Below are 25,629 nucleotides of genomic sequence, written 5' to 3'. Positions count from 1 at the left end.
CTAAGCAGGAAGATCGGGGTGGTGGCGGCGGGCCGCGCGCACAGCGCGCTTCCGGTGGTCACCGCCCCGCTCGTCCGTCACGCCGACGCACCCCTCGGTCCCGGAGGCCCGCCTTGGACGCCAGCGCCACCGCACCCGCCACCCCGTTCTCGACCCTGATCCGCACCGCGTCCCACGCGGCGCACACGGAGGCGGAGACCTCCTCCTTCATGGGCGACATGCTCGGCGGCCGCCTGGGGGTGGACGCCTTCGCCCGCTACACCGAGCAGCTGTGGTTCGTGTACCGGGCACTGGAGGAGGGTGCGGACCGCCTCGCAGACGACCCCGTCGCCGGACCGTTCGTACGGCGCGAGCTGTTCCGGGCGCCGGCGCTGGAGCGGGACCTCGCCCACCTCCTCGGGCCCGACTGGCGGGACCGCGTCTCGGCCCTGCCGGCCACCGCCGCGTACGCCGCCCGCGTCGAGGAGTGCGCCCGCACCTGGCCCGCGGGGTACGTCGCCCACCACTACACGCGCTACCTGGGGGACCTCTCCGGCGGACAGGTCATCCGCGACCGGGCGGAGCGCGCCTGGGGCTTCGCCCGCAAGGGCGACGGCGTCCGCTTCTACGTCTTCGAGGGCATCGGCAATCCCGCGGCCTTCAAGCGCGACTACCGCGACCTGCTGGACCGGGTGAACGCCGACGACCTGGAGCGCCAGCGGATCGTGGACGAGTGCAAGCGGGCCTTCGCCCACAACACCGCCGTCTTCAGCGAGCTGGCCGGGGAGTTCCCGCTCAGCGCGTGAGCGCGGTGCTCACGCGCCGATCCGGCGGACCCTGCCGCCCAGTTCCACCACGCCGTCGGGGCCCGGGGCGGTCACGATCTGCGCGCCCGCGCCCTGGACGATGTTGAGGGCGCGGCCGAGCAGGGCGGTGAGGAGCAGCGCCCCCGCGCCCGTCGCCCCGTCCTCGCCCGCGCCCTCGCCTCGCCCGGGGAAGGCGCGGGCACGCACGCGACCCGCGGCCTCCTCCTCCCACGCCCAGGCGTAGACCGTCCCCCCGGGCCCGTCCGGGAGGACTCCGGCGCCGCCGGGCGCCCCCGGCGGCGGCACGTCGAGCGCGTCGACCTCCGCCGCCGACGCGTACCGGACGAGTTCGCAGGGCGGCGCCCACTCGGGACGGGCCTCGATCCAGGTGAACTCCCCGTCGTGACGGGCCCACACCTCACCGACGGGCAGGTCGAGCACCTCCAGGTCCAGCAGCCAGGCGGCGCCGAGGACCGGATGGGCGTCGAAGGGCAGGCGGGCGCCGGGCGCGTGGATGTCGAGGACGCCCCGTTCCGGGTCGTCGACGAACACCGTGCCGGGGTGGCCCAGCTCCTTGGCGAGGACCTGCCGGGACCCCGCGTCGGGATGGTGGCGGCCCTCCCGTACGACGCCGAGCCGGTTGCCGTGCCGCCCGTCGGGGCCGCAGAAGACCGCCAGGACGTCGTGTGCCGTGTTCACCCGGGCATTCAAACACGGCACCCGGCCGCCCGGCCGGTACACGGGACGCCGCCTCCCGACCCCGCCGGACGCCGCCTCCCGACCCCGCCGGCCGGCGGGGCGGCGGCCGCTCGCTACCGTGTGCGGACGGACCGCCGCCCGCCCCGGCACACCGCCCGCGTCCCGAACCACCGCGCCGGGACCTGCGGGTGACGGGTGTTCGGCCCGTAGGCGGGCGGGACGCTCGCGGGCTCCGGCCGGTGGCCGACGACCGGGCGGGCGGGTGGCCGGCCGCCCCGCCCGCCGGGCAGCACGACGCCCGACCGGCGACCGCCGACCGGCGACCGCCGACCGCCGACCGCCGACCGCCGACCATGGTGACCGGCCGACGGCTGCCCACCGACCGACGACCATCCCACCGACCGCCCCACCGACATCCGCCGGACCGCGCGACCGCGGTGACGGCCGACGACCCGAAAGGCCCCTCCTGTGCTCGGCTCCCATCTGGCAGGGCTGCGCGGCGGCCTGGAGACCGCCCTGCTCCTCGGCCTGCTCGCCGTCTGGCTCGTACGCGACGGGCGGGGCGACCGGTCGCGGGCGCTGTGGCGCGGGGCCGCCGCCGGGGCGGTCGCGGTCCTGGCCCTGGGCGCCGTGCTGGAGTTCGGACCGCGGGAGTTGACGCCCACGGCGTGGCGGGTCCTCGGCGGCGTCCCGTCCGTCGCGGCCGTCGCGTGCGTCGCCCTGGCGGTGCTGCGGCCGGGCGGGGTGCGCCCCGGGTTCGCGGCGGTCACGGCCTTCCTCGTGGTGGCGCGGGAGGGCCTGGCGACGGCCGTGTTCGTGTGGGCGACGGTGTCGGCCGCCCGTGACGGAGCCGGATCGGCGGGCCCGCTGGGGATGGTGCTGCTGGGCCTCGCGGTCGCGGCACTGCTCGGCTGGGCGGTCCACGCCGGCGTACGGCGCCTGCCACCGCGCCGTTCGGCCGCCTGGACGGGCCGTGCGCTGCTGGTGGTGGCGGCCGGGGTACTGGCGCAGGGCGTGCGGGAGTTGCAGGACGCGGTGGCGCCGGGCGGCGGCTGGGCGGGCCGGGCGTTCGACCTGGGCGGCGCCGTGTCGCCGGAGCGCTGGCCGGGGGCGCTGCTGGAGGGTGCGTTCGGGGTACGGCCGGACCCGTCCGTGCTCCAGGTCGCGGTGTGGGTGCTCTTCCTGGTCCCGGCGTTCGTCCGCGCACCGGCCCCGGTAGGGTTCGGTCGGTCGTTGCCGGTCGGGGTCGAGGAGCAGAAGAGAACCGATGCGAGGGCTGGTGGAGGGGCTGGGCCGGGCGCGGGGCCGCAGGCGGCTCGCCGCGGTGGCGGCGGTGGCGGCGCTGACCCTGGCGGCGAGCGGGTGCGTGACGGTGCACGGCGAGCGGGCGGTGGTACCGACGGCCACGCCGGATGAGGCGGAACGGGCGCTCGCGGAGTTCACCACCGCGTACAACGCCGCGGACCGGGCGTACGACCCGTCCCTCGACGCGCACCGGGTGACCGGCTCGCTCGGGGCGATAAACCAGGCCGGACTGAAGGCCCGCTCGGTGACGCACCCGGACGGCAACCCGGACCACAAGCCGCTGGAGCTGTCCGACGTCCGGTGGGCCATCCCGAAGAAGGCCGGCTGGCCGCGCTGGTTCGTCGCGGACGCGGACTCCAACCTGGACACCGACCGGGGCGCCGGCGACAGCCGCTGGGTGCTGCTGTTCGTGCGCGAGGGCTCCGACCGGATGTGGGAGGCGGCGCACCTGGCCGTCCTCGCCCCCGGCGACGTCCCCGCCTTCCGCCGGGACGCGGACGGCTGGGCGGAGGCCGCGCCGGCCGACGGCGCCTCCCTCGCGGCGGCCCCCGCCACCCTGAGCCGGGAGTACGCGGCGTACCTGAAGACCGGCGAGCCGAAGGTGTTCGCCGCGGGCCCGCACACGTCCGGGCTGCGGGAGAACCGGACGAGGATCGCCAACCGGCCGGGGCTGGCGCTCCAGTTCGCCGACCAGGCGCTGGACTCGGGCCCGTTCGCGCCGGTGGGCCTCGTCACCGAGGACGGCGGGGCCCTGGTCTTCTTCTCGTCCCGCTTCTACGAGCGGCGCACGGCCGCGCAGGGGTACCGGCCGAAGGTGACCCCGGCGGAGAAGCCGCTGCTCAGCGGGGACGTGCGCAACACCCTGACCAAGGAGTGGGTGGCGGGCCTCACGGCGCGGGTCGCACCGGCCGGGGCCGAGGGCGACCGGGTGAGGGTGGTCAACCGCATGCAGGGCGTCACGGCGCTGAAGGGTTCCTGACCCCGTCCCGCACCCGCCGTCCCGGCGCACCACCGCCGGGCGGACCACCGCCGGGACGCCGGGACGCCGCCTGGGCGGGTCAGTCCGTCACGGCCTCGGCGGTCAGCGGAGCGGTCGGTCGCGCCCCTCGGCACGGACCGGCGGGCGGCGGGCCGGCGGGCGACGGCCCCCAGCCGGTCAGCGGGTCAGCGGGTCAGCGGGTCAGCGGGTCAGCGGCCAGGCCACCGCGTGGTGCTCGCCGTGTTCGTCGTACCGGTCGGCGTGGCGGGCGCAGGCGTCGGTGAGCGCCTCCAGCAGCGTCAGCGGGTCCGGCAGCGGGTGCTCGGGCCCGCGGACCCACTGCACGGCACGGTCACCGGGCAGCCGGGCCGGCGGGACGAGGACGTAGCTGCCTCGGCAGTGCCAGCGCAGGCCGGGGTGCTCGTCCATGGTCTCGGGGTGGCAGTCCAGCTCGCACGGCCACCACTCGTCCTCGTCCTCGGGCGTGCCGCGCGTGGCCGTGAAGAAGAGCGCCCGGCCGCCGCCCAGCGCTTCCCCGGACTCCGCCACGGGGCCCACCTCGACGCCCTCCGCGAGGAGCCGCTCCAACGCGGCGCGACCGGCCTCCAGCGGAACGTCGAGGACGTCGTGGACGATGCCGGTCGCGGTGATGAAGTTGGCCTGCGGCTGGCCCTGCGCCCACCGTTCGATCTGCTCGGTGTCGGTGGTCGACTGCGTCTGCCAGGCGAAGGAGAGCGGATGGCGGGCGGGCGTCGGGCAGCCGATGCGCTCACAGGAACAGCGGTAGCCGACCGGATGCGCGGCGGGGGCGAGCGGCAGTCCGGCGGCGGCCGAGGCCCGGAGGAGTTCCTCCCGGCTCGGGACGTCGGCAGCGGGCTTCCTCGGGCGGCGGCGCAGCCACTGCGCGAGTTTGCTCTCCGTGCCGCGGTAGCGGCCGATACCGTCGCCCATCTATCCCCTCACACCTGATACGAGCCCCTGTGGTCCCTGCCATGGTCCCACCATCGCGCACCGCAGGTGACAGGTCTTCCCAACCTGGGGACGGGCGCCGTGGGCGGAAGGGCCGCCGGACCGTTCGGGTTGCCGGGTTTTGTCGGGGTATGCCCGCCGTTCGTCTGGCGTTCACCGTGAGGAGGTCCACGTGTCGGGAAGGGCGCTCAGGGGCGTGCGGCGATGCCCCGCAGGGCGTAACCGACGAGCTCGTCGGCGTAGGCGTGGGTGAGGGGCCGGGTGCGCAGCAGCCAGCGGTGGGTCAGCGGGCCGACGAAGAGCTCCAGGGCGACGCGCGGGTCCACGTCGGGGCGCACGTCCCCGGCGTCCTGGGCGGCGCGCAGCCGCCGCGCGTACAGCTCCAGCTGCGGTTCGAGCAGCCGCTCGACGAACCGGGCGCCGAGGACCGGGTCGACGACGCCCTCGGCGGTGAGGGCGCGGGTCGGGGCTTCGTAACGGGGGTCGTTCAGCTCGTCGACCGTGGCGCGCAGGACCGTGCGGAGGTCGGCCGCGAGGTCGCCGGTGTCCGGCAGGGCGGCCTCGCCGTCCCCGGCCGCCCCGGCCGCCAGGTCCAGGTAGGCGTCGAGCAGGACGGCGGCCTTGGAGGGCCACCAGCGGTAGATGGTCTGCTTGCCGACCCCGGCGCGGGCGGCGATGCCCTCGACGGTCGTCCGGGCGAAACCGACCTCGCCGACGAGGGCGAGGGCCGCGTCGAAGATGGCGCGGCGGGAGCGCTCGCTGCGGCGCGTGGAGTCGGGCGTCCTCCCGGACGCCGCCGTGGTCTCGGCCATGGCAGGAATGTACCAACGGCGCGGAGCGGCACGGTCCGTCCCGCGTGACGGAGCTTTTCCGGGCAACCACCCGTACGGTCCGATGCGCGGGAGGCTCCGGACGGCGCACCATGGCGGTGCGCGCACACCGCGTGCGCCGGCCGTTCGTGAGGAGCCTTCTTTGCCTCGTGACGCATCACCTCGCCGTTACCTCATGTGCCCACCCGTGCACTTCAAGGTGACGTACTCCATCAACCCGTGGATGGACCCGGCGAAACCGGTCGACCTGCCGCTCGCCCTGGCCCAGTGGGAGGACCTGCGGGACCGCTACCGCGCCCTCGGTCACACCGTCGACCTGCTGGAGCCGCGCCCGGACCTGCCCGACATGGTGTTCGCCGCGAACGGCGCCACCGTCGTCGACGGGCGAGTGCTGGGGGCGCGCTTCCTCTACCCCGAGCGGACGGCCGAGGCGCAGGCCCACCGCGACTGGTTCCGCGCCCACGGCTTCACGGACGTCCACGTGCCCGAGCACGTCAACGAGGGCGAGGGGGACTTCGCGGTCACGGCCTCGTACCTGCTGGCCGGGCGGGGCTTCCGCTCGACCTCCCTCGCGGGAGACGAGGCGCAGGAGTTCTTCGGCCGGCCGGTGATCGGCCTGGACCTGGTGGACCCGCGCTACTACCACCTGGACACGGCCCTGTGCGTCCTGGACGACGCGGCCGACGAGATCATGTACTACCCGGGTGCCTTCTCCCCCGGCAGCCGCGCGGTCCTGGCACGGCTCTTCCCCGACGCGCTGATCGCCGAGGAGGCGGACGCGGCGGCGCTGGGACTGAACGCCGTGAGCGACGGCCGGCACGTGGTGCTGCCGCAGGCGGCCGTGGGGCTCTTCGAGCAGCTGCGGCGTCGCGGTTTCGAGCCGGTCGGGATGGACCTGGGCGAACTGCTGAAGGGCGGCGGCAGCGTGAAGTGCTGCACGCAGGAGCTGCGGGGGGCGCCGCCCGGCGCCTGATCCGGCGGACGGCGCGTCGCGGCCCGCTGTTCGCGGGGTGTGCGGTGCGCGGTGCGGATCGCGGCCCGGCCCGGGGCGGTGGCGCCACCACCGCCTCCGGGCCGCCCGAGGCGTCCGGGGTGTCCGGGCGTCCCGGGTCCTGGGGTGCCCGTGCCCGAGGCGTCAGGGATGTCCGGGCGTCCCGGGTGTCTCAGTCGTCGAGGACGATGCGGAACGTGGCGGTGTCACCGTGCAGGACGACGGTGGCCTCGCCCTCCGCGTCCGCGTAGGCGCCGGTGCCGCCGGTGACGGCCGCGGGCGCGGAGTGAGGGCCCTTGCCGTAGCGGTCCATCGTCTCCGTGAGGCCGAGGTGCCCGGCGTCCGTGCGCAGCACGCGCGAGCACTGCGTGACGTGGCCGCGCTGGTTCACCAAGGCCGCCGCGCAGTGGGCGGTGGTGTCGCCGATCTTCTTGCCGGGCCGACCGTCGCGGGCCTTCAGGTGGAGGTGGGCGTAGGTGGTCCAGTCGGCGCCCTCGCGCACCCTCGCGGGCTTGGTGTGGCTCTTGAGGACGGCGACCCATTCGATGGTCCGGGTCGCCTCCTTCGGCGCGGGCGCGGTGGCGTGGGCGGTGGCGGGGGCGGTCAGGAGGGCGGCTGCCACGAGCGGCGCCGCCAGTCCGCGTCCAACGAGGCGTGTCATGCCCCCCACCCCAGCCTGCCGGGACGGACCGGGACAGCGGGCGCGCCGCCCGACCCACCCGGTCGGCAGGCGCCCGTCACCCGTCAGGCGGGCGGCCAGGCGTCGCCCCACTCCACGTCCCTGGCCTCCTTGTACCGCGTGCCGTGCCGCTTGGTCACGGTGTCGCGGCGCAGCCCCTCGTCGGTGGTGCACAGGTCGAGCAGGACCTGCCCCTTGCGGATCTGCGGCCTGCGGACCACGCGGGCGGCCACCGGCTCGGCCGGGAACCGCGTCGCCGCCACGTACGCGAACTTCTCGTCCTCGTACGCCAGGGAGCCGCCCTTCACCTGGCGGTGCAGCGACGAGCGGCTGACGCGCGCGGAGAAGTGGCACCAGTCGCTGCCCGGCTCGATCGGGCAGGCCCCGCTGTGGGGGCAGGGCGCGGCCACCCGCAGCCCGGCGGCGACGAGCCGGTCGCGGGCGGCGATGATCCGCTCGTACCCGTCGGGCGTCCCCGGCTCGACGACCACCACGGCGCGGGCGGTCCGGGCGGCCTCGTCGACGAGGGCGTCGCGGTCGGCGGGGGTGAGCTCCTTGAGCACGTACGAGACGGTGACGAGGTCCGAGGCGTCCAGCCGCAGGGCCGAACCGATCCTCGCCCGGCGCCATTCGGCGGCGCGCAGCGCGGGCAGCCCGGACGCGTCGGCCAGTTCGCGGCCGAGCGCGAGGGCGGGCTCCGCCCAGTCGAGCACCGTGGTGCGCGGGGCACCGTCGTCGCCCGCCTCCTCCCACGCCTCGGCGACGGCCCAGGCGGCCGCGCCGGTACCGCCACCGACGTCGGTGTGCGTGGCGGGCGTCCAGTCGGGGGCGGCGTCGCGCAGCGCGGCGAGCGCGGAGCGGACGGCCTCGAACGTGGCGGGCATCCGGTACGCGGCGTACGCGGCGACGTCCGCGCGGTCCCGCAGGACGGGCGCGTCGGTGGGGGTCGTGCCGCGGTAGTTGGCGATGAGCCGGTCGACGGCCTGGGCCGCCTTGGTCGGCGGCAGCCCGTCGAGCAGCCCGGCGAGGGCGGCGCGCAGGGCGTCCGGGGTGCGGGGGGAGGCGTTCACCGACCCATCGTAGGCGCGCCGGGCGGGACGCTCCGGCCCGGTGCGGCCACCGGCCGCCGGCCACGGGCGGGCGCCACCGGCGGCCGGCCCCAGGCGGGCGGCCCTCGGCGGGCGGGCGCCACCGGCGACCCGACCGGTCCAGGTCGCCGGTCACCGGCCGTTGGCCGCCCGACCGGTCCAGGCCGCCGGCCAGGGGTCAGCGGTAAGCGGCCGTGAACACCTCACCGGTCGCCGGCCGGGAGCAAGCCCGCCGTGGCCGCGGACCACCGGTCGTGGGCCACCGCATCCCTGACCGGGCACGACACCTCACCGGTCCACGGTCGCCGGTGACCGGGCACCGGGCCCCCCGCGGGCCGCACTCCCGGGCATGCCCGGCGCGGAGGCCGTGCCGGCGTCGGGGGCGTGCGGGGCCGTGGCCGTACCGGGGTGGGGCGACCGGGCCCGACGGCGGTGGCACGCCGTATCCGGTGGTCTTGCCAGAGCCGGTGGTCACGCGGGGCCCGGTGGTCACCCGACCCCGGTGATCACGCCGGGCCCGGCCGCCCGGGCCCGGCCGGGTGCGGTGCGGTCACCGGGTGCGGGCGGTCCGCCACGGGCGGCACAGGCCGAGGAAGCAGGCCAGCGCGCCGAGCGCGCACACCAGTTGCACCACGGCCATCGGGACGGCCGTGTGCTCGCCCGCGATGCCGACGAGCGGCGACGCGACCGCGCCGATGAGGAACGAGCACGTCCCCAGCAGCGCCGACGCAGAGCCGGCGGCGTGCGGGGTGCGCATCAGCGCCTGGGCGTTGGTGTTCGGCATCGCCAGGCCCATCGCGGACATGAGCACGAACAGGCCCGCCGCGATCGGCACCAGTCCGGGCCGGCCGAAGACGCCACTGGTCATCAGCAGCAGGGCGAGGGCGGCGAGGGTGATCACGGCGAGGCCGACGCCGAGCGCCTTGTCGAGACTGACCCGGCCGACGAGCAGCTTGCCGTTGATCTGGCCGACGGCCACCAGGCCGATCGAGTTGAGGCCGAAGAGGAGGCTGAACGTCTGGGGGGACGCGCCGTAGATCTCCTGCACGACGAACGGCGAGGCGGAGATGTACGCGAAGAGCGCGGCGAAGGCGAGGCCGCCGGAGAGCATGTAGCCGGTGAAGACCCGGTCGGCGAGGAGCCCGCGCATGGTGCGCAGCGCGGAGCCGACGCCGCCGCCGTGCCGTCGCTCGGGCGGCAGCGTCTCGTGCAACCACCGCCACACGACGAGGGTGAGCAGCAGGCCGACGACGGTCAGCACGTGGAAGACGCCGCGCCAGTCGGTGACCCGCAGGATCTGGCCGCCGATGAGCGGGGCGATGACCGGGGCGACGCCGGAGATCAACATGAGCGTGGAGAAGAAGCGGGCCATCTCCACGCCGTCGTACAGGTCGCGGACCACGGCGCGGGCGATGACGATGCCGGCCGCGCCGGCGAGCCCCTGGGCGAGGCGGAAGGAGATGAGCAGGGCGACGTTCGGCGCGAGCGCGCACGCGGCGGTGGCGAGGACGTACACCACCATGCCGACCAGGAGCGGCCGGCGGCGCCCCCACCGGTCGCTCATCGGCCCGACGACCAGCTGGCCGAGCGCCATGCCGGCGAGGCAGGCGGTGAGGGTGAGCTGGACCGTGGCGGCGGGCGACCGCAGGGAGCCGGTGACCTCCGGCAGCGCCGGGAGGTACATGTCCATGGACAGCGGCGGCAGCGCGGTGAGCCCGCCGAGTACGAGGGTGACGAGGAGTCCGGCGCGGCGGGCGGCGGTCACCGCCGGGGCGGCCGGGGCGCCGGTCGTGGTGCGGGCCGGGGCGCCGGTCGGCGCTTCGGCCGCGGTGCCGCTCGGGGTCCCGCCGCCGGTGCCGGTGGTGGCCCCGGTGCCGGTCCCGGTGCCGTTCGGGTGGGTGGTCGGTATGTGTCCTCGGGTGCTCGGGCCGGGCTCCGGCATCTCATCTCCTGTCCTGGGTGGCGCCCCCTATGCTCTCAGCTCGATCACAGTGGTTTAAACCTCAATGGCTAGGGGGCCGGGAGTGTCGGGAACGGTGCGCTGGGGTGTGCTGGCGACGGGCGGGATCGCGGCGAGGTTCACCCGTGACCTGCTGGAGATGGGCGACGGGGCGGAGGTCGTCGCCGTGGCGTCGCGGTCGGCCGCCTCGGCGGAGGCCTTCGCCGAACGGTTCGGGATACCCCGCGCCCACGGGTCGTGGGCGGCGCTCGCGGCGGACGAGGACGTCGACGTCGTGTACGTGGCGACGCCGCACGCCGCGCACCGGGCCGCGGCGGGGCTGTGCCTGGAGGCGGGCCGCGCGGTGCTCTGCGAGAAGCCGTTCACGCTGAACGCCCGCGAGGGCGCCGAGCTGGTGGCCCTCGCGCGGCGGCGCCGGGTGTTCCTGATGGAAGCCATGTGGACGTACTGCAACCCCCTCGTGCGGCGGCTGGTGGAGCTGGTGCGGGACGGGGCGATCGGCGAGGTGCGCACGGTCCACGCGGACTTCGGCCTGGTCGGCCCCGACGACCCGGGACACCGGTTGCGCGACCCGGCCGCGGGCGGCGGGGCGCTGCTGGACCTGGGCGTGTACCCGGTGGCGTTCGCGCAGCTGCTGCTCGGCGAGCCGGACCGGGTGGCGGCGCAGGCGCTGCTCTCCCCGGAGGGCGTCGACCTGAACACGGGCGTGCTGCTGGGCTGGGACTCCGGGGCGACGGCGCTGCTGTCGTGCTCGGTCGTGGCGGACACCCCCCAGACGGCGTCCGTGACGGGGACGTCGGGCCGGATCGAGTTCCCGCGCGGCTTCTTCCACCCGGAGGCGTTCACGCTGCTGCGCGACGGCCGGGAGCCGGAGGAGTTCCGGGCGGCGGGACGGCGGGACTCGATGCAGCACCAGGCGGCGGAGGTGATGCGCTGCCTGCGGGCCGGCGCGACCGAGTCGCCGCTGGTGCCGCTGGACGGCACGCTCGCGGTGATGCGGACGCTCGACGCGGTGCGGGACCGCGTCGGCGTCCGCTACCCCGGCGAGTAGCCGCGCGGCACGGACCCACGGTGCGGGCGGCCACCCGCCCGCCGGCGCGGGACGCCGTACCGCCCGCCCGGCGGGACGCCCGCCCCGCACCGCCGCCCTACGCGGGCACCAGGCCGGGCGCGCCCGCCTCCGTCACGAACGACGCGGCCGTCGTGACGGGCGCGCCGGGTGTGGTGACGGCGCTCACCGTCCGGAAGTCGGCGCGGGTCAGCCGCTCGTCGAAGGTGACGCGCAGGTAGCCGCGCCGGCCGTCGTAGAAGCGCAGGTGCGGGTTGGCCGCCGTGAGGTCGCCCCAGTTCGCGGGCCGCTCGGTGCCGTCCCGGCCGCTCGTGATCGAGGTGGCGACGAGTTCGGTGCCGACGGTGCGCGAGGAGGGGTCGTCGAAGTCGGCCTTCAGGTCCAGGGCGTACCCGACGTGGACGTCCCCGGTGAGGACGACGAGGTTGTCGGCGCCGGCCGTGCGCGCCCCGTCGAGGAAGCGGCGGCGGGCGGCCGGGTAGCCGTCCCAGGCGTCCATGGAGAGCTTGTACCCGGGGCCCGGCACGTTCCGCCGCCGCGCCAGGACCACCTGCTGCGGCACGACGTTCCACAGGGCGTCCGAGGTCCGCCACCCGTCGAGCAGCCAGCGCTCCTGCTCGGCCCCGAGCATGGTGCGCGCGGGGTCCTCCGACTCGGGCCCGGGGACGCGCCAGCCGTCGCCGTACGCCTGGTCGGAGCGGTACTGGCGGGTGTCGAGCACGTCGAACTGCGCCAGCCGCCCGAAGCGCAGCCTGCGGTGCAGGCGCATGCCGGGGCCGGACGGCCGCTGGGGCCGGCGCAGCGGCTGGTTCTCCCAGTACGCGCGGTACGCGGCGGCGCGGCGCAGCAGGAACTCCTCGGGCGGCACGTCGTTCTCGGGCCGGTCGCCGGCGTAGTTGTTCTCCGTCTCGTGGTCGTCCCACGTGACGACGAAGGGGTGCGCGGCGTGCGCGGCCCGCAGGTCCGGGTCGGTCTTGTAGAGGGCGTAGCGCAGCCGGTAGTCCTCCAGGGTGACCGTCTCGCGGGCGAAGTGGGCCGGCAGGCGGCGGTCGGTGTAGGCGCGGGCGCCGCCGGTGGCGTCGACCGCGTACTCGTAGAGGTAGTCGCCCAGGTGGACGACGGCGGCCAGGTCCGGCTCGTCGGCGAGGTGGCGGTAGGCGGTGAAGTACCCGTCGTGGTACGCCTGGCAGGAGACGGCGGCGACGCGCAGCGAGGCGGGCCGGGCACCGGGGTGGGGGGCGGTGCGGGTGCGGCCGGGCGGGCTGGTCCAGCCGCCGGCGCGGAAGCGGTAGTGGTAGGCGCGGCCCGGTTCGAGGTGCGGCACCTCGACGTGGACGGTGTGGTTCAGCTCGGGGTGGGCGGTGGCGTGGCCGCGCCGGACGACGCGGGTGAACCGCTCGTCGTGGGCGAGCTCCCACCGGACGGCGACCCGCGCGGCGGGCAGCCCGCCGCCGGGCTCGTACGGGCGGGGCGCGAGGCGGGTCCACAGCAGGACGGCGTCCGGCAGCGGGTCACCCGAGGCGACACCGAGCGTGAACGGGTCCTCGGTGATCTTGCGGGCGTCGAGTTCGGCGGCCTGGGCGGCGCCGGCGGCGGGCAGGCCGACGGCGAAGGCGAGCGCGGCGGCGGCGCCCGTGCCGGTGAGGAAGCCCCGCCGGCCGAAGTGGCGGGCGGCCGCGCGGAACGGGGAGTCGTCGGACGTCATCGCCCCAGTGCACCCCGTCGGATTGTCCGGAACACGACATCCGCATGGCGGTCACATGAGGTCCGGGTGCCGGACACTGCCGTACGCTGCGCCCCCATGGACGCTGAGCGGAGGATCGCGGTGGTGACCGGGGCCGGCTCGGGCATCGGCCGGAGCGTGGCGGTGGCCCTGGCGCAGGACGGCTGGTCGCTCGCCCTCGCCGGGCGGCGGCCCGGGCCCCTGGCGGAGACGGCGGGGCTGGCGGGCGGCGGGGCGCTGTGCGTCCCCACGGACGTCACGTCCCCGGACCGGGTGGCGGCGCTGTTCGCGGCGGTGCGCGAGCGGTTCGGCCGGGTCGACCTGCTGTTCAACAACGCCGGTACCTTCGCCGGGGGCGGCACGCCCGTCGAGGAGCTGGACGCGGCGACCTGGCGGCAGGTGGTGGACGTGAACCTCACCGGCGCGTTCCTGTGCGCGCAGGCGGCGTACCGGCAGATGCGGGAGCAGTCCCCGCAGGGCGGCCGCATCATCAACAACGGCTCCGTCTCGGCGCACGTGCCGCGCCCGCACTCGGTCGCGTACACGGCGACGAAGCACGCCGTCACGGGACTGACGAGGTCGCTCGCGCTGGACGGCCGCCCGTACCGGATCGCGTGCGGGCAGATCGACATCGGTAACGCCGCGACCGACATGACCCGCCGCATGGAGGCGGGCATCCTCCAGGCCGACGGCACGACGGCCGCCGAACCGGTGATGGACGCGGCGGACGTGGCGCGGACCGTGGTCCACATGGCGTCGCTGCCGCTGGAGGCGAACATCCCGTTCGTGACGGTCATGGCGACCGCGATGCCGTACCTCGGCCGGGGCTGACCGGCTACGGGGCGGTACGGCCGCACCGCACCGCCCCTGCCACCGTCGCACCCGCCGCACCCGCCGAAGCCGGGGGACCAAGAAGCGGGTGCGCGCCGGTTGGCACCGGCATGACGACCGGCGAAGGAACCACCACCGCACCCGAGGTCCTGCACTACACCGCGTTCTCCGCCGACCCCGGGGGCGGCAACCCCGCCGGGGTCGTCCTGGACGCCTCCCGGCTCGACGACGACGGGATGCTCGCCGTGGCCGCCCGACTCGGGTACAGCGAGAGCGCCTTCCTCACCCCGCCCCCCGAGGGGCTGCCCGGCGAGCCGGGACGGGCGTTCACCATCCGCTACTTCAGCCCGCGCGCCGAGGTGCCGTTCTGCGGGCACGCCACCGTGGCGGCGGCCGTCGCGCTGGGCGAGCGGATCGGGCCGGGCGCCCTGGTGTTCGCCACGCCGGTCGGGCCGGTGCCCGTCACGGTGACCGAGCGGGACGGCGCGCTGCGCGCCACCCTCACCAGCGTGGAACCGCGCGTCGACGACGTGGCCGCCGAGGACGTCACGGAGGCCCTCGCGGCGCTGGACTGGCCGGCCGGGGACCTGGACCCCGCCCTGCCGCCGCGCATCGCCTTCGCGGGCGCCCGGCACCTGGTGCTGGCGGCGGCCACCCGCGGGCGGCTGGCACGCCTGGCGTACGACTTCGACCGGCTCGCCGCGCTGATGCTGCGGCTGGACCTGACGACCGTGCAGTTGGTGTGGCGGGAGTCGCCGACGGTGTTCCACGTCCGGGACCCGTTCCCGGTGGGCGGCGTCGTGGAGGACCCGGCGACGGGCGCGGCGGCGGCCGCCTTCGGCGCGTACGCCCGTGAGCTGGGCCTGGTGCCGGAGGCGGCGGTCCTCACCCTGTACCAGGGGGAGGACCTGGGCAGGCCGGGCGAGTTGACGGTCGAGCTGCGCGCCGACGACCGTCGGGTACGGGTCTCTGGCACCGGCACCCGCATCTGACCCCGAGCCCGGGGCGGGACCCCGCACGTGAGCCGAGCCCCGGGCGCGGGCGACGCCCCGGGCACGGGCACGAGTACGCGCGAGGCCCCGGTTCCGCTCCCCCGCCTCCCCGCCCCGCCTCCCGGTGTGGCCGGCGGTCACGCCTGGCCGGTCTCGAACCGGGCGACCTTCCCGTCCTCGACGACGAAGTGCCACTGGGTGCGCATCTCGCCCCAGGCGTCGTTGCGGTAGCGGGCGACCAGGTCGCGTCCACCGCCCTTCTGCGCCTCGACGTCCAGGTGACCGCGCGTGGCGAAGATCTCCCGGTCCGTCCACTCCTCCAGGTCCCGGTCCGCCCCGTCGTCGGCCATCGTGGCGTCCGCGGTGAGCGCGGCGCGGAAGGCCGCCCGGTCATGGGAGTTGAGCGCGGCGACGAAGGCGCGGACGGCCGGGTCGGTGAGCTTGTCGACGGGGATGGGCACGGGACCTCCGGTGGGACGAAAACGGATGTGCGCCCCACCGGATACACCCCGGCCGCCACCTTCCGCCGGGTGCCACGGGGGAGCCTCACCCCCATGGACGACACGGGGAAGGCGGCCGAGGCCCCGGGGGCGCGACGCACACCGGGGAGGACGTCCGGCGGAACCGCCGGGCGCCGGGCGCGATGACGGGCGCGCTGTCGATGGCCTCCACGGCGAGATCGCCGACCCCGTCAGGGCAGTCGACGACCACTCGGCCGACGTCAGTGAGAAGGGCGTCAAGGGTGACGGGAAGACGCGGGGGCTCGCCATGCGGCGCGTCGGCAACCCCGGGGCGGTTACGGCCGCTTCCTCCGGGGCGGGGTGGGACCGGTCGGCCCGCCACCCCCGGGGATGCTCTCCCGGGCCTACCGCGGCGGGCGGCTGTACTCCCGGAGCGCTGCCTTCGACGTGGACGTGTCGAGGAGCCTCAGCTCCCAGGGACCGGTGTTGACGTCGAAGTCCTTGCCGAAGCCGACCCCCTTGCCCGCCATGCGGCGGCCAGTCGGCTCCACGAGCATCTGGATCGCACCGTGGTAGCGGGCGCCCTGGTAGTAGCCGTCGGCGGCGGTCTGCTCGACCCACGAGCCGGTGACCAGGCTGCGGTCGATGGTCAGGTCCAGGGCGAGCGGGCCGTCCGGGTTAGGCAGCCGTCGTGCCCTCCCCCTCAGGCCGAGGGGGAAGGGCCGACCCGTACAGCGACAGGATCAGAGGACCGGTGCGAGAGCAGGACGTCAGTGCGTGGGACGTGTGGGGCGCGGCCGCGTCGGGCCGCAAGGAGACGAACGCGGCCGGGGCGTCCACGTGGTTCAACTGGACGCAGTGGCCGGATCACGGACCGGACGAGGAGATCCTCGGCGACGTTGCCGGTGCACGCGTCCTCGACCTTGGCTGCGGCAGTGGAGGAAACCTCGCCCACCTTGTCGAGCTGGGAGCCGAAGCGGTCGGTGGGGACATCTCGCCCGTGCAGATCGCGAAGGCTCGCGGTCGCTGGCCGTACCTGAGTGTCGGGGAGGCGGCTGCCGAGGACTTCCTCTCCGCCCGGACGGAGGACTACGCGGCCGTCTTCTCCGTGTTCGGAGCCGCCTGGTTCACCGACCCCGCCGTGCTGCTGCCGCTGGTCAGCGCGCGCCTCGCGCCCGGTGGTGTGTTCGCGTTCTCCCACAGTCCTCCTGCTCTGGTGGGCTGCTACGGCCCTCAGGCATCCCGGATGCAGCCGCCGGAGAGGGGCGCGGAGCCGCTGTACGTGAAGCGCTGGGACTACGAGCCGCAGACCTGGGTGGCCATCCTGGAACGGGCGGGGTTCACGAACGTGACGGCCGACGTCATCGCGCCGCCGACCGGCAAGCGCACGGGGACGCTCCTCGTGCGAGGCGTCGGGTGACGGTCGCACCGCGTGCGCCCCGGCGGTGACCACGCGCGTGGGGGCCCCTGCGGTTTCGCCGCACACCTCACACCGTGCTGACCTGCGGTTTCACTCAGCAGGATCCGAAGCGGCAGACGAGTCGGGCTGTACGCCGGGTTCTGTTCCCCGGGACCTCGCGGTCGTCGGGGTGACGGCCATCCATCTAGGGCCGACGTTGCCGCCGGCCTCGTGCGGTCTACCCGCGGACTCGGGCGGGCAGCCCTCGAACGTCCGCGCAGGGACACCGGGGTGTCCCCTCTTGACCTTGCTCCGGGTGGGGTTTACCGAGCTGCCCAGGTCACCCTGGGCACTGGTGGTCTCTTACACCACCGTTTCACCCTTACCGAGGGCCGAGGCCCCCGGCGGTCTGCTTTCTGTGGCACTGTCCCGCGGGTCACCCCGGGTGGGCGTTACCCACCACCCTGCCCTGTGGAGCCCGGACGTTCCTCGGGGGGATCCTTCGATCCCCACGCGGCCGCCCGCCCGGCTCGTCTGCCGTGCGGACCATGGTACCCGCCGCGGCGGCGCCGCTTGACCTTGTCGCGGCGTCAACGTCTGTACTGGGCGCATGAGGATCGGAGAGATCGCCGGGCTCGTCGGCGTGAGCACGCGGGCCGTGCGCCACTACCACCGGATCGGGCTGCTGCCCGAGCCGCCGCGGCGGGCCAACGGGTACCGCGCGTACACGCTGCGGGACGCCGTGCTGCTGGCGCGGGTGCGGCGGCTGGCCGAGCTGGGGCTGTCCCTGGACGAGGTGCGCGACGTGCTCGCCGACGACTCGGGGCGGGAGCTGGCCGAGGTGCTGGAGGAGCTCGACGCGGACCTGGCCCGCCAGGAGACGGAGGTCCGGGAGCGTCGCGAGCGGCTGGCCGTCCTGCTGGCGCAGGCCCGCGCGGGGCGGCTCCCCGCCGAGGGGCCGGTGTCACCGGAGCTGACGGCGCTCTTCGCGGACATGGCGCGCACCAGCGCGGGGCTGCCCGGGCCCGAACCGCGGATGGCCCGCGTCGACCGCGAGGTGCTCACGCTGATGGACACCATGGGCAGCGGTGAGGAGGGGGCGCGGTTGCTGGGGGCCGTGCGGGAGGCGGTGGCGGAGCCGGAGGTGATGCGGCGGGCGTACGAGGTGTACGCGCGGCTGGACGAGCTGAACGGCGCGGGGGCCGGGGACCCGCGGGTGCCCGCGGTCGCGCGGCTCCTCGCCGAGCTGCTGCCGGACGAGGTGGCGGCGGAGGTCGGCGACCTCGATCCGGGGGCGGGGGCTGGGGCGGGGGTCTTCGAGGGGCCGCTGTTCGCGGAGTTCTCGCCGGCCCAGGTCGAGGTGGTCCGCCGGGCGATGCGCCTCGCGGCGGAGCGGGCGGCCGGGGGCGAGCGGTGAGGCGGCTGGTGCGGGGCCTGGGCTGGATGGTGCTCCCCGGTGAACTGGTGCTCGTCGGCTGTCTGGCGGCCGGGGTGCGGATACCGGCGGCCGTGCTGCACGCAGTGGAGGTGCTCGCGGTCGTGGTGTTGCTGCTGGGCGCGCTGGCGTACCGGTCGGCCCGGCGCCGGGGGCTGGCCGCGCGTGCGGCGCTGTACGAGGTCGTCCCGGAGCCGGCGGTTCGGCTGGTCGGGCACGAGCTGGGGTTGCTGGCCTCCCTCGTCCGGTGGGTGCGGCGCGGACGCCACGGGGTGCGGGCGGGGGTCGAGGGGTTCGGGCACGCGCGGGACCAGGCACCGCTGATGTACGGGTTCGCGTTCGTCTGCGTCGTCGAGACGGTCGGCATGTCCTGGCTGCTGCGGGACGTACCCGTGGTGCATGAGGTGTTCCTGGTGCTGGACGTGTACACGGTGCTCTTCGTGCTGGGTCTCCACGCGGCGGCGGTCACCCGGCCGCACCTGCTGGAGGGGCGGGTGCTGCGGCTGCGGCAGGGGTGCCACGTGGACCTCGCGGTGCCGCTGGACGCGCTGGCCGCGGTCCGGTACGAGCCGGTGTTCACGCACCCGGAGGCCGACGGGGAGCTGGACCTCGTCGTCGGGGGGCAGACGTCGCTCACGCTGGAGCTGTCCTCGCCCGTGACGGCCGTCGGCCTGCTGGGCCGGCGGCGGGAGGTACGGGTGGTGCGGTGCCACGCCGACGAGCCGCGCGCCCTGCTGGCGGCGCTCACGCGGGCACGAACAGCGCCTTCTCCCGCCCCGGGTACGCCCGCGTGAGGCGCACCTCGATCCGCTCCCCCAGCGGCAGCGCCGCGTCCGGACTCTCCAGGCGGGCCACGACCGCCGGCGCGTGCAGGTGGACGGTGCCCGTCCTCGGGTCTCCGTCGCGGACGTCGACGACCGTCCCGGTGAACACCTCGCCCACCCGGTCCATGAGGAGGGCGGCCTCGACCACGTCCACGGACTCCCGCTCGACCCGGTTGGCGAGGCGGGCGCCCTCCGCCATCCGGTCCGGGAGCGCCGGCAGCGCCTCCCGCACCCACGTGGGCGGCTCCCGGCCCGCGACCGCCGCGACGCACAGCTCCCCGGCGTACCGGTCGACGAGGCGGCGCAGCGGGGCGGTGCAGTGGGTGTACTCGTCGGCGACGGCGGCGTGCACCGCCGGCGACGGCACCCGCCCGTCGGTGAAGACGGTGTACGCGGCGCCGCGCAGCAGGGTGGTGCAGTCCTGGAGGAACGCGGCGTTCCGGGGCTCCGCCGGGTCCAGGCCGCGGACGAGCGCGGCGTACGACACGTGGTGCGGCCAGGGGACGCCGAGGGCCTCGGCGGAGCGGCGCAGCCGGGCCACCGCCCCGTCGGTGGAGGGCGCGGGCAGGGTGCGCAGGACGCCGGTGCCCGCCGCGGTCATCAGGTCGGCGGCGGCCATGCCGGTCAGGAGGGAGATCTGGGCGTTCCAGGCGTCGGCGGGGCGCGGGGGGCGGTACTCCAGGAGGTACCCGCCGTCGCTCTCGGTCACCTCCTGTTCGGGGACGGGCAGGGAGACGCCTCCGCGTGCCACCTCCTGCTCCTCCCGGAGGCGGCCGATCTCGCGCAGCAGCGCGAGGGGCTCCTCGGCGGTGCCGGTGTCGATCAGCCGCTGGACCGTCGCGTAGTCGAGGCGGGCGCGGCTGCGGACGAGCGCGCGGTGCACGTCGGTGGCGACGTTCCGGCCGTGCGCGTCCAGGTCGACGCGCCACAGCAGCGCGGGCACCGTCCGGTCCGGCAGGAGGCTGGCGGCGCCTTCGGAGAGGACGGGCGGGTGCAGGGGGACGCGGCCGTCGGGGAAGTACAGGGTCTGCACGCGGCGGTGCGCCTCCGCGTCGACGGCCCCGCCCGGGGTGACGAACGCGGCGACGTCGGCGATGGCGTAGTGGACGCGGTAGCCGCCGCCGGCGCGGCGCTCCAGGTGCATGGCCTGGTCCAGGTCGGCGGAGCCCGGCGGGTCGACGGTGAACAGGGGCAGGCCGGTGGCGTCGGCACGGCCGTCCGGCGGGAGTCCCGGCGGGTGCGGGGAGCGGGCGGCGGCCTCCGCCTCGGCGAGGACGTCCGGCGGGAAACCGCTCGGGACGCCGAGGGCGGTGCGCAGCGCGCCGAGGGCCGCCCGCAGGGGCGCGGCCTCGGCGGTGCCGGTCACGTGCACCTGGCGGCGGGGCATACGCCGAGCGTAGGGCGCCCGGCCGGGTGCGGCACTTTGTACGCTGGGCGGCCGGGGCCGCACCCCCGGTCCACCCGTACGTGAGGAGAACCACCGTGCTCGTGCTGTTGCCGCCGTCGGAGGGCAAGGCCGCCTCGGGGCGCGGCGCGCCGCTGCGGCCGGAGTCGCTGTCGCTGCCGGGGCTGGCCGGGGCGCGGGCGGCCGTGCTCGCGGAGCTGGTCGAGCTGTGCGCGGCGGACGAGGAGAAGGCGCGCGAGGTGCTGGGGCTGAGCGAGGGACTGCGGGGCGAGGTCGCCAAGAACGCCGGGCTGCTCCAGGCCGGCGCCCGTCCGGCGGGCGAGGTCTACACGGGCGTCCTGTACGACGCGCTGGGCCTCGCGACGCTGGACGAGGCCGCGCGGAAGCGGGCCCGGTCGTCGCTGCTCGTCTTCTCGGGCCTGTGGGGCGCGGTACGGGTCGACGACCGGATCCCGTCGTACCGCTGCTCCATGGGCGTGCGCCTGCCGGGGCTCGGCGCGCTGGGCGCGTACTGGCGCGGCCCGATGGCCGCGGTCATGCCGGAGGCGGCCGGCGACGGGCTGGTGCTGGACCTGCGGTCGGCGGCGTACGCGGCGGCGTGGCGGCCGAAGGGCGAGGTCGCCGGGCGCACGGCGACGGTGCGGGTGCTGCACGCGCCGACCCGCAAGGTGGTCAGCCACTTCAACAAGGCGACCAAGGGCCGGATCGTGCGGAGCCTGCTGGAGGCGGGCGCCGCGCCGGCGGGGCCGGCCGAGCTGCTGGAGGCGCTGCGCGACCTCGGGTACGTCGTGGAGTGCGCTGCGCCGGAGAAGGCCGGGAAGGCGTGGTCGCTGGACGTGCTGGTGGACGAGGTGCACTGAGCCGCGCGGTCCGGCTGCCGGGCCGCCGGTGCCGCTGTGCCGGCGGTGGCGCCTGTGCCGGCCGTGAGCGCCCGTGGTGCCAGTACCGGCTATGCCGCCCGTGGTGCCCGTACCGGCCGTGGCGCCTGTGTCGGCCTTGCCCCCTGCGCCGCCTGTTGCACGGGGTGCAACGCTCGTTGCGGGGTGGGGCGGGCGCGGGCAGGATGCCGGGCGTGATGACGCCGGAACTGCTGCCCGCGCTGGGCGGGCCCGTGCTGCCCGTGGTGGTCGTCGAGGACGCCGCCGGGGCGGTCCCCCTGGCACGCGCCCTGGTGGCGGGTGGTCTGCCGGCGGTCGAGGTGACCCTGCGGACGCCCGCGGCGCTCGACGCGATCCGGGCGATCACCGGCGAGGTGCCGGGGGCCCTGGTCGGCGCGGGCACGGTGGTGTCGCCGCGGGCCGTCGAGGAGGCGGTCGCGGCGGGCGCGCGGTTCCTCGTGAGCCCCGGCTGGACGGGCGGGCTGCTCGCCGCGATGGAGGCGTCGGGGGTGCCGTACCTGCCGGGGGTCTCGACCGTCTCGGAGGTCGTGGCCCTGCTGGAGCGGGGCGTGCGCGACATGAAGTTCTTCCCGGCCGAGGCGGCGGGCGGCAGCGCGTACCTGGCCGCGCTGGCCGGACCGCTGCCGACGGCGCGGTTCTGCCCGACGGGCGGGATCACACCGGGGTCGGCGCGCGGCTACCTGGCGCTGCCGAACGTTCCCTGCGTGGGCGGTACCTGGGTGGCACCGCCCGCCGCGCTCGCGGCCGGCGACTGGGCACGGATCGAGTCCCTGGCGCGCGGGGCGGCGGCCCTCGCGGTGGGGCCGGGCGCGGCGGCGGACGACGCCACCCGGTAGGGCGGGGCGGCGGCGCGGGGCGGGTCGCTGCTGCCCGCGGCCCGGCCCGGTGGCGCGGGCGGACGCCGCATGCGGCTCTCCGGGTGGGTCAGCGCAGGTGGGAGGTGTCGTTGAGCAGCCGGACGGAGGCGTTGCCGTCGCGGTAGTAGGCGACGGCAGAGACGGACGCGGCGGACAGCTCCATCCGGAACAGCGCCTCGGGCGGGGCGCCCAGGGCGAGGCGGACGAGGGTCTTGATCGGCGTCACGTGCGTGACGAGCAGGAGCGTGCGCCCCGCGTGGCGCTCCGTCAGCCGGTCGCGGGTGGCGGCGACCCGGCGCGCGACCGCCGCGAACGACTCGCCACCGCCCGTGGGCGCGGCCTTCGGCGAGGCCAGCCAGGCGTCGAGGTCGTCGGGGTACCGCTCGCGCACCTCGGCGAACGTCAGGCCCTCCCACGCCCCGAAGTCCGTCTCGCGCAGGCCGTCGTCGACGCGCACGTCGAGACCGAGGCGCTCCGCGACGGTCGCGGCGGTCTGGCGGCAGCGCAGCAGCGGCGACGAGACGATCTCCTGGACGGTGCCGCGCGCGGCGAGCGCCGCGGCGACGGCCCGCGCCTGGTGCAGCCCGGCCGGGGACAGCTCGGGGTCGGTGCCGCCGCTGCCGGAGAACCGCTTCTGCGGGGTGAGCGCCGTCTCGCCGTGCCGCAGCAGGACGAAAGTGGCGGGGGCCCCGAGGTCGGCGGGGGCGGCCCAGCCGACGGGCGGCGTCGCGGGCGACGCCCCGGCGGCGGGCGCGGGCTCGACGGTGGCGGGCGCGGGCTCCGCCCCGGCCGCCTCGGCGGGGGCCGCCGGGGCGGACGAGGCCGCGGAGCCGGCCGGGGCCGCGGGGCCGGCGGGGGCCGTGGCGTCCCCGGGGGCCGCCGGGGCGGCCGCGGCCGCGGGGCCCGACAGGGCCCCCGTACCGGAGGAGGGGCCCGTGCCCGGGCCGGTCACGGGGCCGCCCACCGGTGGCGCCGCCGCGTGCGCGAGCGCCGCGCGGGCCTTCGCCGCGCCCGCCGTCGCGTCGCCGACCACGCGTGCCGCGCCGGCGTCCAGCGCGGCGCGCGACGCGGACGGCTGCCACTGCCGTCCCGCGCGGCCCGCGTCCATCGCCTCGTTGGCGAGCCGGTCGGCGTGCTTGTTGCGCTCGCGCGGGATCCACTCGTACGTGACCTGCCCGGGCGGGTAGATCCGCGCGGCCTCCGCGGCGAGCGGCTTCATGTCCGGGTGCTTGATCCTCCAGCGGCCGGACATCTGCTCGACGACCAGCTTGGAGTCCATCCGCACCCGGACCGACGCGTCCGGCGCGAGCTCGCGCGCGGCGCGCAACCCGGCCAGCAGGCCCTTGTACTCGGCGACGTTGTTCGTGGCCACGCCGATGAACTCCGCCGCCTCGGCGAGCGCCTCCCCCGACACCGGGTCGAGGACGACCGCGCCGTACCCGGCCGGGCCGGGGTTGCCCCGGGAGCCGCCGTCGGCCTCGACGATCAGCTCGGACAGCCGCTCCCCACCGCTCATTACAGGCCGGACTCCGAGGTGCGGACCAGGATGCGGCGGCAGTTCTCGCACCGCAGGACCGAGTCGGCCGCGGCGGCGCGGACCTCGTTCACCTCGGTGATGTTCAGCTCGATGTGGCAGCCCTCGCAGCGGCGCTGGTACAGGCGGGCCGCGCCCACACCGCCCTGCTGCCCGCGGATCTTCTCGTACAGCTTCATCAGGTCCGCCGGCACGGAGCCGGCGACCAGCTCGCGCTCCTTGGTGACGGAGGCGGTCTCGGCGTCCAGCTCCTGCTGGGCGCGGTCGCGGCGGCCGGTGGCGTCGTCGACCTTGGCCTGGACGGCGGCGGCGCGCGCGGTCAGCTCCTCGACGCGCTCCTGCGCGGACTCGCGGCGCTCCATGACCTCCAGGACCACGTCCTCCAGGTCGCCCTGGCGCTTGGCGAGGGAGACGATCTCCCGCTGGAGGTTCTCCAGGTCCTTCGGGGAGGAGACGGCGCCCGAGTCGAGGCGCTGCTGGTCGCGGGCGGAGCGCTGGCGGACCTGGTCCACGTCCTGCTCGGCCTTCGTCTGCTCGCGCGCGCAGTCGCCCTCCTCCGTCTGCGCGGCGACGAGCAGGTCGCGCAGCTGGGTGAGGTCCTTGGTCAGCGCCTCGATCTCGGCGTGCTCGGGCAGGGTCCTGCGCTTGTGGGCGAGCTGCGACAGGCGCGTGTCGAGGGCCTGGACGTCGAGGAGGCGGATCTGGTCGGCGGGCGCGGCGTTCAGTTGGGGGCTCCTGGGGAGGTGTGATGAGCGACGGGGGACGTGTGGTGGGCGGCCCACGGGTCGGTGACCGTCTTGGAGACGTGCACCCGCAGGTTCCAGCCGTGGCGGTCGGAGATCTCGTCGAGCTGGGCGGCGGCCAGTTCGCACCAGGGCCACTCGGTGGCCCAGTGGGCCGCGTCGACGAGGCCGAGCGGGGTGTGCTGGGTGGCCTCCGACGCCGGGTGGTGGCGCAGGTCGGCGGTGAGGAAGGCGTCGACGCCCGCCGCGCGCACGGCGTCGAACAGGCTGTCGCCGGAGCCGCCGCTGACGGCGACCCGGCGCACGGGCGCGTCGAGGTCGCCCGCGACGCGGATGCCCTGCGCGGTGGCGGGCAGCCGCCTGGCGGCGCGGGCCGCGAACGCGCGCAGGGTCTCCGGGGGGTCGAGCTCGCAGATCCGGCCGAGGCCGTTCTCCGGTACGAGGGGGCCGACGACCCGCAGGTCGAGGGCGCCGGCGAGGGCGTCGGAGACGCCGGGGTCGGCGGTGTCGGCGTTGGTGTGCGCCACGTGCAGGGCGACGTCGTGCTTGATGAGGGTGTGCACGACGCGGCCCTTGAAGTGGGAGGCCGCGACGGTCGTGGTGCCGCGCAGGTAGAGCGGGTGGTGGGTGACCAGGAGCTGCGCGCCGAGGGCGATGGCCTCGTCGGCGACCTCCTGGACGGGGTCCACGGCGAAGAGGACGCGGTCGACCTCGGCGTCCGGGTCGCCGCAGACGGTGCCGACGGCGTCCCACTGTTCGGCCCGCTCGGGGGGCCAGAGGGCGTCGAGCTCGGCGAGGACTTCGGTGAGACGTGGCACGAGGCAAGGCTACCCGCAAGGCAAGGAGGCACGGATCCCCTCCCCACACGGCCCCCCGGACACCGTCCCGGCCGCCCCCGCAGGCCCACCGCGACCGGTGGAGGCACCGCAGCGGCCGCCCCCGCGGGCCCGTACGGCGCCCCGGGTACGGGTCAGGGCCGCCCCGCCCCCGCCGCCCCGCCGTCCCCGCCGCGACCCTGGCGCACGGCCACGGCCGTTCGGGTGAGGAGCCGGTGCCGTTCGCACGGGGCGGCCCGTGCCCCCGGGGCCCGGATGGCGCCCCCGGACCGGACTTGCCCGTTCCGTTCGGTACCGCCGCGCCGCCCACCAGCGGCGACGGTGAGCACATCGGCG

24 protein-coding genes, 1 other RNA gene and 1 pseudogene are annotated in these 25,629 nt (G+C 76.4%); 12 read left to right on the top strand and 14 right to left on the bottom strand.

The window, feature by feature from the left end; translation table 11 throughout:
- The first annotated feature begins 113 nt into the window (after nt 1–113).
- Nucleotides 114–785 (top strand): biliverdin-producing heme oxygenase, encoded by a 672-nt coding sequence (locus ACF053_RS08460; protein WP_391953135.1) that lies wholly within the window; start codon nt 114–116, stop codon nt 783–785.
- Nucleotides 786–794: 9 nt separating this feature from the next.
- Here ACF053_RS08460 and ACF053_RS08455 read toward each other — a convergent pair whose 3' ends face one another.
- The gene (locus ACF053_RS08455; protein ID WP_391953134.1) at nt 795–1,484 is read right to left on the bottom strand and encodes a PhzF family phenazine biosynthesis protein; all 690 of its coding nucleotides are present in this window, start codon (nt 1,482–1,484) and stop codon (nt 795–797) included.
- Between the two features lie 468 nt (nt 1,485–1,952).
- Here ACF053_RS08455 and ACF053_RS08450 point away from each other — a divergent pair, with 468 nt between their 5' ends.
- Together ACF053_RS08450 and ACF053_RS08445 are read left to right on the top strand one after the other, a co-directional pair.
- Nucleotides 1,953–2,900, top strand: coding sequence for an FTR1 family protein (locus tag ACF053_RS08450; protein ID WP_391953133.1), 948 nt, complete (start codon nt 1,953–1,955; stop codon nt 2,898–2,900).
- Nucleotides 2,818–3,768, top strand: a complete 951-nt coding sequence (locus ACF053_RS08445) for a hypothetical protein (RefSeq protein WP_391953221.1) — start codon at nt 2,818–2,820, stop codon at nt 3,766–3,768. Before ACF053_RS08450 ends, ACF053_RS08445 begins: the two co-directional genes overlap by 83 nt.
- A gap of 201 nt (nt 3,769–3,969) precedes the next feature.
- Here the strand turns inward: ACF053_RS08445 and ACF053_RS08440 are convergent, their stop codons facing one another.
- Both ACF053_RS08440 and ACF053_RS08435 read right to left on the bottom strand, forming a co-directional pair.
- Nucleotides 3,970–4,719: a bifunctional DNA primase/polymerase gene (locus tag ACF053_RS08440; RefSeq protein WP_391953132.1), complete on the bottom strand. Its 750-nt coding sequence runs from the start codon at nt 4,717–4,719 to the stop codon at nt 3,970–3,972.
- Nucleotides 4,720–4,925: 206 nt separating this feature from the next.
- Nucleotides 4,926–5,549, bottom strand: a complete 624-nt coding sequence (locus tag ACF053_RS08435; protein ID WP_391953131.1) for a TetR/AcrR family transcriptional regulator — start codon at nt 5,547–5,549, stop codon at nt 4,926–4,928.
- Nucleotides 5,550–5,631: 82 nt separating this feature from the next.
- On the opposite strand from ACF053_RS08435, the gene ddaH reads away from it, so the two are divergent.
- On the top strand, nt 5,632–6,540 hold the full coding sequence (gene ddaH, locus ACF053_RS08430) for a dimethylargininase (protein ID WP_391953130.1): 909 nt from the start codon (nt 5,632–5,634) through the stop codon (nt 6,538–6,540).
- Nucleotides 6,541–6,730: 190 nt separating this feature from the next.
- Here ddaH and ACF053_RS08425 read toward each other — a convergent pair whose 3' ends face one another.
- The 3 genes from ACF053_RS08425 to ACF053_RS08415 all read right to left on the bottom strand — a co-directional run bounded on the left by ACF053_RS08425 (nt 6,731) and on the right by ACF053_RS08415 (nt 10,267).
- Entirely contained in the window at nt 6,731–7,219 is a 489-nt protein-coding gene (locus ACF053_RS08425) for a hypothetical protein (RefSeq protein WP_391953129.1), read from the bottom strand.
- A gap of 83 nt (nt 7,220–7,302) precedes the next feature.
- A complete protein-coding gene (locus ACF053_RS08420) occupies nt 7,303–8,307 on the bottom strand; it encodes a small ribosomal subunit Rsm22 family protein (protein WP_391953128.1) in 1,005 nt (334 codons plus the stop codon).
- Nucleotides 8,308–8,875: 568 nt separating this feature from the next.
- Entirely contained in the window at nt 8,876–10,267 is a 1,392-nt protein-coding gene (locus ACF053_RS08415; protein WP_391953127.1) for a multidrug effflux MFS transporter, read from the bottom strand.
- A 64-nt stretch (nt 10,268–10,331) separates the two neighbouring features.
- Between ACF053_RS08415 and ACF053_RS08410 the strand changes: the two genes are divergently transcribed.
- Complete coding sequence (locus ACF053_RS08410) at nt 10,332–11,336, top strand: Gfo/Idh/MocA family protein (protein WP_391953126.1); 1,005 nt, start codon at nt 10,332–10,334, stop codon at nt 11,334–11,336.
- Between the two features lie 97 nt (nt 11,337–11,433).
- On the opposite strand, the gene ACF053_RS08405 is transcribed toward ACF053_RS08410, so the two are convergent.
- The gene (locus ACF053_RS08405; RefSeq protein WP_391953125.1) at nt 11,434–13,059 is read right to left on the bottom strand and encodes an alkaline phosphatase D family protein; all 1,626 of its coding nucleotides are present in this window, start codon (nt 13,057–13,059) and stop codon (nt 11,434–11,436) included.
- A 96-nt stretch (nt 13,060–13,155) separates the two neighbouring features.
- On the opposite strand from ACF053_RS08405, the gene ACF053_RS08400 reads away from it, so the two are divergent.
- Complete coding sequence (locus ACF053_RS08400) at nt 13,156–13,908, top strand: SDR family oxidoreductase (protein ID WP_391953124.1); 753 nt, start codon at nt 13,156–13,158, stop codon at nt 13,906–13,908.
- Between the two features lie 110 nt (nt 13,909–14,018).
- Complete coding sequence (locus ACF053_RS08395; protein WP_391953123.1) at nt 14,019–14,900, top strand: PhzF family phenazine biosynthesis protein; 882 nt, start codon at nt 14,019–14,021, stop codon at nt 14,898–14,900.
- 137 nt (nt 14,901–15,037) lie between these two features.
- Here the strand turns inward: ACF053_RS08395 and ACF053_RS08390 are convergent, their stop codons facing one another.
- Complete coding sequence (locus tag ACF053_RS08390; RefSeq protein WP_391953122.1) at nt 15,038–15,361, bottom strand: nuclear transport factor 2 family protein; 324 nt, start codon at nt 15,359–15,361, stop codon at nt 15,038–15,040.
- Between the two features lie 404 nt (nt 15,362–15,765).
- Nucleotides 15,766–16,041 (bottom strand): annotated as a pseudogene (locus ACF053_RS08385) (XRE family transcriptional regulator); the annotation flags it as partial.
- A gap of 74 nt (nt 16,042–16,115) precedes the next feature.
- On the opposite strand from ACF053_RS08385, the gene ACF053_RS08380 reads away from it, so the two are divergent.
- Nucleotides 16,116–16,781 (top strand): class I SAM-dependent methyltransferase, encoded by a 666-nt coding sequence (locus ACF053_RS08380; RefSeq protein ID WP_391953121.1) that lies wholly within the window; start codon nt 16,116–16,118, stop codon nt 16,779–16,781.
- A 113-nt stretch (nt 16,782–16,894) separates the two neighbouring features.
- On the opposite strand, the gene rnpB is transcribed toward ACF053_RS08380, so the two are convergent.
- An RNA gene (rnpB, locus tag ACF053_RS08375) (RNase P RNA component class A) lies at nt 16,895–17,293 on the bottom strand.
- A gap of 77 nt (nt 17,294–17,370) precedes the next feature.
- Between rnpB and ACF053_RS08370 the strand changes: the two genes are divergently transcribed.
- Both ACF053_RS08370 and ACF053_RS08365 read left to right on the top strand, forming a co-directional pair.
- Complete coding sequence (locus ACF053_RS08370) at nt 17,371–18,177, top strand: MerR family transcriptional regulator (RefSeq protein ID WP_391953120.1); 807 nt, start codon at nt 17,371–17,373, stop codon at nt 18,175–18,177.
- The gene (locus tag ACF053_RS08365) at nt 18,174–18,989 is read left to right on the top strand and encodes a hypothetical protein (protein WP_391953119.1); all 816 of its coding nucleotides are present in this window, start codon (nt 18,174–18,176) and stop codon (nt 18,987–18,989) included. The genes ACF053_RS08370 and ACF053_RS08365 overlap by 4 nt, the downstream gene beginning before the upstream one ends.
- On the opposite strand, the gene ACF053_RS08360 is transcribed toward ACF053_RS08365, so the two are convergent.
- Nucleotides 18,940–20,406, bottom strand: coding sequence for an RNB domain-containing ribonuclease (locus tag ACF053_RS08360; RefSeq protein ID WP_391953118.1), 1,467 nt, complete (start codon nt 20,404–20,406; stop codon nt 18,940–18,942). The genes ACF053_RS08365 and ACF053_RS08360 overlap by 50 nt on opposite strands.
- A 95-nt stretch (nt 20,407–20,501) precedes the next feature.
- Between ACF053_RS08360 and yaaA the strand changes: the two genes are divergently transcribed.
- Together yaaA and eda are read left to right on the top strand one after the other, a co-directional pair.
- Nucleotides 20,502–21,284, top strand: coding sequence for a peroxide stress protein YaaA (yaaA, locus tag ACF053_RS08355; protein ID WP_391953117.1), 783 nt, complete (start codon nt 20,502–20,504; stop codon nt 21,282–21,284).
- 215 nt (nt 21,285–21,499) lie between these two features.
- On the top strand, nt 21,500–22,159 hold the full coding sequence (gene eda, locus ACF053_RS08350) for a bifunctional 4-hydroxy-2-oxoglutarate aldolase/2-dehydro-3-deoxy-phosphogluconate aldolase (RefSeq protein ID WP_391953220.1): 660 nt from the start codon (nt 21,500–21,502) through the stop codon (nt 22,157–22,159).
- Nucleotides 22,160–22,247: 88 nt separating this feature from the next.
- Here eda and ACF053_RS08345 read toward each other — a convergent pair whose 3' ends face one another.
- The 3 genes from ACF053_RS08345 to ACF053_RS08335 are packed head-to-tail and all read right to left on the bottom strand — an operon-like array spanning nt 22,248 to nt 25,275.
- A complete protein-coding gene (locus ACF053_RS08345; protein ID WP_391953219.1) occupies nt 22,248–23,678 on the bottom strand; it encodes a bifunctional RNase H/acid phosphatase in 1,431 nt (476 codons plus the stop codon).
- Nucleotides 23,679–23,695: 17 nt separating this feature from the next.
- Entirely contained in the window at nt 23,696–24,439 is a 744-nt protein-coding gene (locus ACF053_RS08340) for a zinc ribbon domain-containing protein (RefSeq protein ID WP_391953218.1), read from the bottom strand.
- Nucleotides 24,436–25,275 (bottom strand): Nif3-like dinuclear metal center hexameric protein, encoded by an 840-nt coding sequence (locus tag ACF053_RS08335; RefSeq protein ID WP_391953116.1) that lies wholly within the window; start codon nt 25,273–25,275, stop codon nt 24,436–24,438. Before ACF053_RS08335 ends, ACF053_RS08340 begins: the two co-directional genes overlap by 4 nt.
- Nucleotides 25,276–25,629 lie beyond the last annotated feature (354 nt).

The sequence above is a fragment of the Streptomyces kanasensis genome (genome assembly GCF_043077165.1).
GTDB lineage: Bacteria > Actinomycetota > Actinomycetes > Streptomycetales > Streptomycetaceae > Streptomyces > Streptomyces changanensis.
The sequence above is the reverse complement of the archived record's forward strand: the minus strand, read 5'-3'. Positions and strand labels throughout refer to the sequence as shown.

Excerpts from the sequence above, each read along its gene's own strand:
- ACF053_RS08440 (WP_391953132.1), bottom strand. The coding sequence starts at position 4,719 with ATGGGCGACGGTATCGGCCGCTACCGCGGCACGGAGAGCAAACTCGCG.
- ACF053_RS08435 (WP_391953131.1), bottom strand. The coding sequence starts at position 5,549 with ATGGCCGAGACCACGGCGGCGTCCGGGAGGACGCCCGACTCCACGCGC.
- ddaH (WP_391953130.1), top strand. The coding sequence starts at position 5,632 with ATGCGCGGGAGGCTCCGGACGGCGCACCATGGCGGTGCGCGCACACCG.
- ACF053_RS08425 (WP_391953129.1), bottom strand. The coding sequence starts at position 7,219 with ATGACACGCCTCGTTGGACGCGGACTGGCGGCGCCGCTCGTGGCAGCC.
- ACF053_RS08415 (WP_391953127.1), bottom strand. The coding sequence starts at position 10,267 with ATGCCGGAGCCCGGCCCGAGCACCCGAGGACACATACCGACCACCCAC.
- ACF053_RS08410 (WP_391953126.1), top strand. The coding sequence starts at position 10,332 with ATGGCTAGGGGGCCGGGAGTGTCGGGAACGGTGCGCTGGGGTGTGCTG.
- ACF053_RS08405 (WP_391953125.1), bottom strand. The coding sequence starts at position 13,059 with ATGACGTCCGACGACTCCCCGTTCCGCGCGGCCGCCCGCCACTTCGGC.
- ACF053_RS08400 (WP_391953124.1), top strand. The coding sequence starts at position 13,156 with ATGGACGCTGAGCGGAGGATCGCGGTGGTGACCGGGGCCGGCTCGGGC.
- ACF053_RS08395 (WP_391953123.1), top strand. The coding sequence starts at position 14,019 with ATGACGACCGGCGAAGGAACCACCACCGCACCCGAGGTCCTGCACTAC.
- ACF053_RS08370 (WP_391953120.1), top strand. The coding sequence starts at position 17,371 with ATGAGGATCGGAGAGATCGCCGGGCTCGTCGGCGTGAGCACGCGGGCC.
- ACF053_RS08360 (WP_391953118.1), bottom strand. The coding sequence starts at position 20,406 with ATGCCCCGCCGCCAGGTGCACGTGACCGGCACCGCCGAGGCCGCGCCC.
- eda (WP_391953220.1), top strand. The coding sequence starts at position 21,500 with ATGACGCCGGAACTGCTGCCCGCGCTGGGCGGGCCCGTGCTGCCCGTG.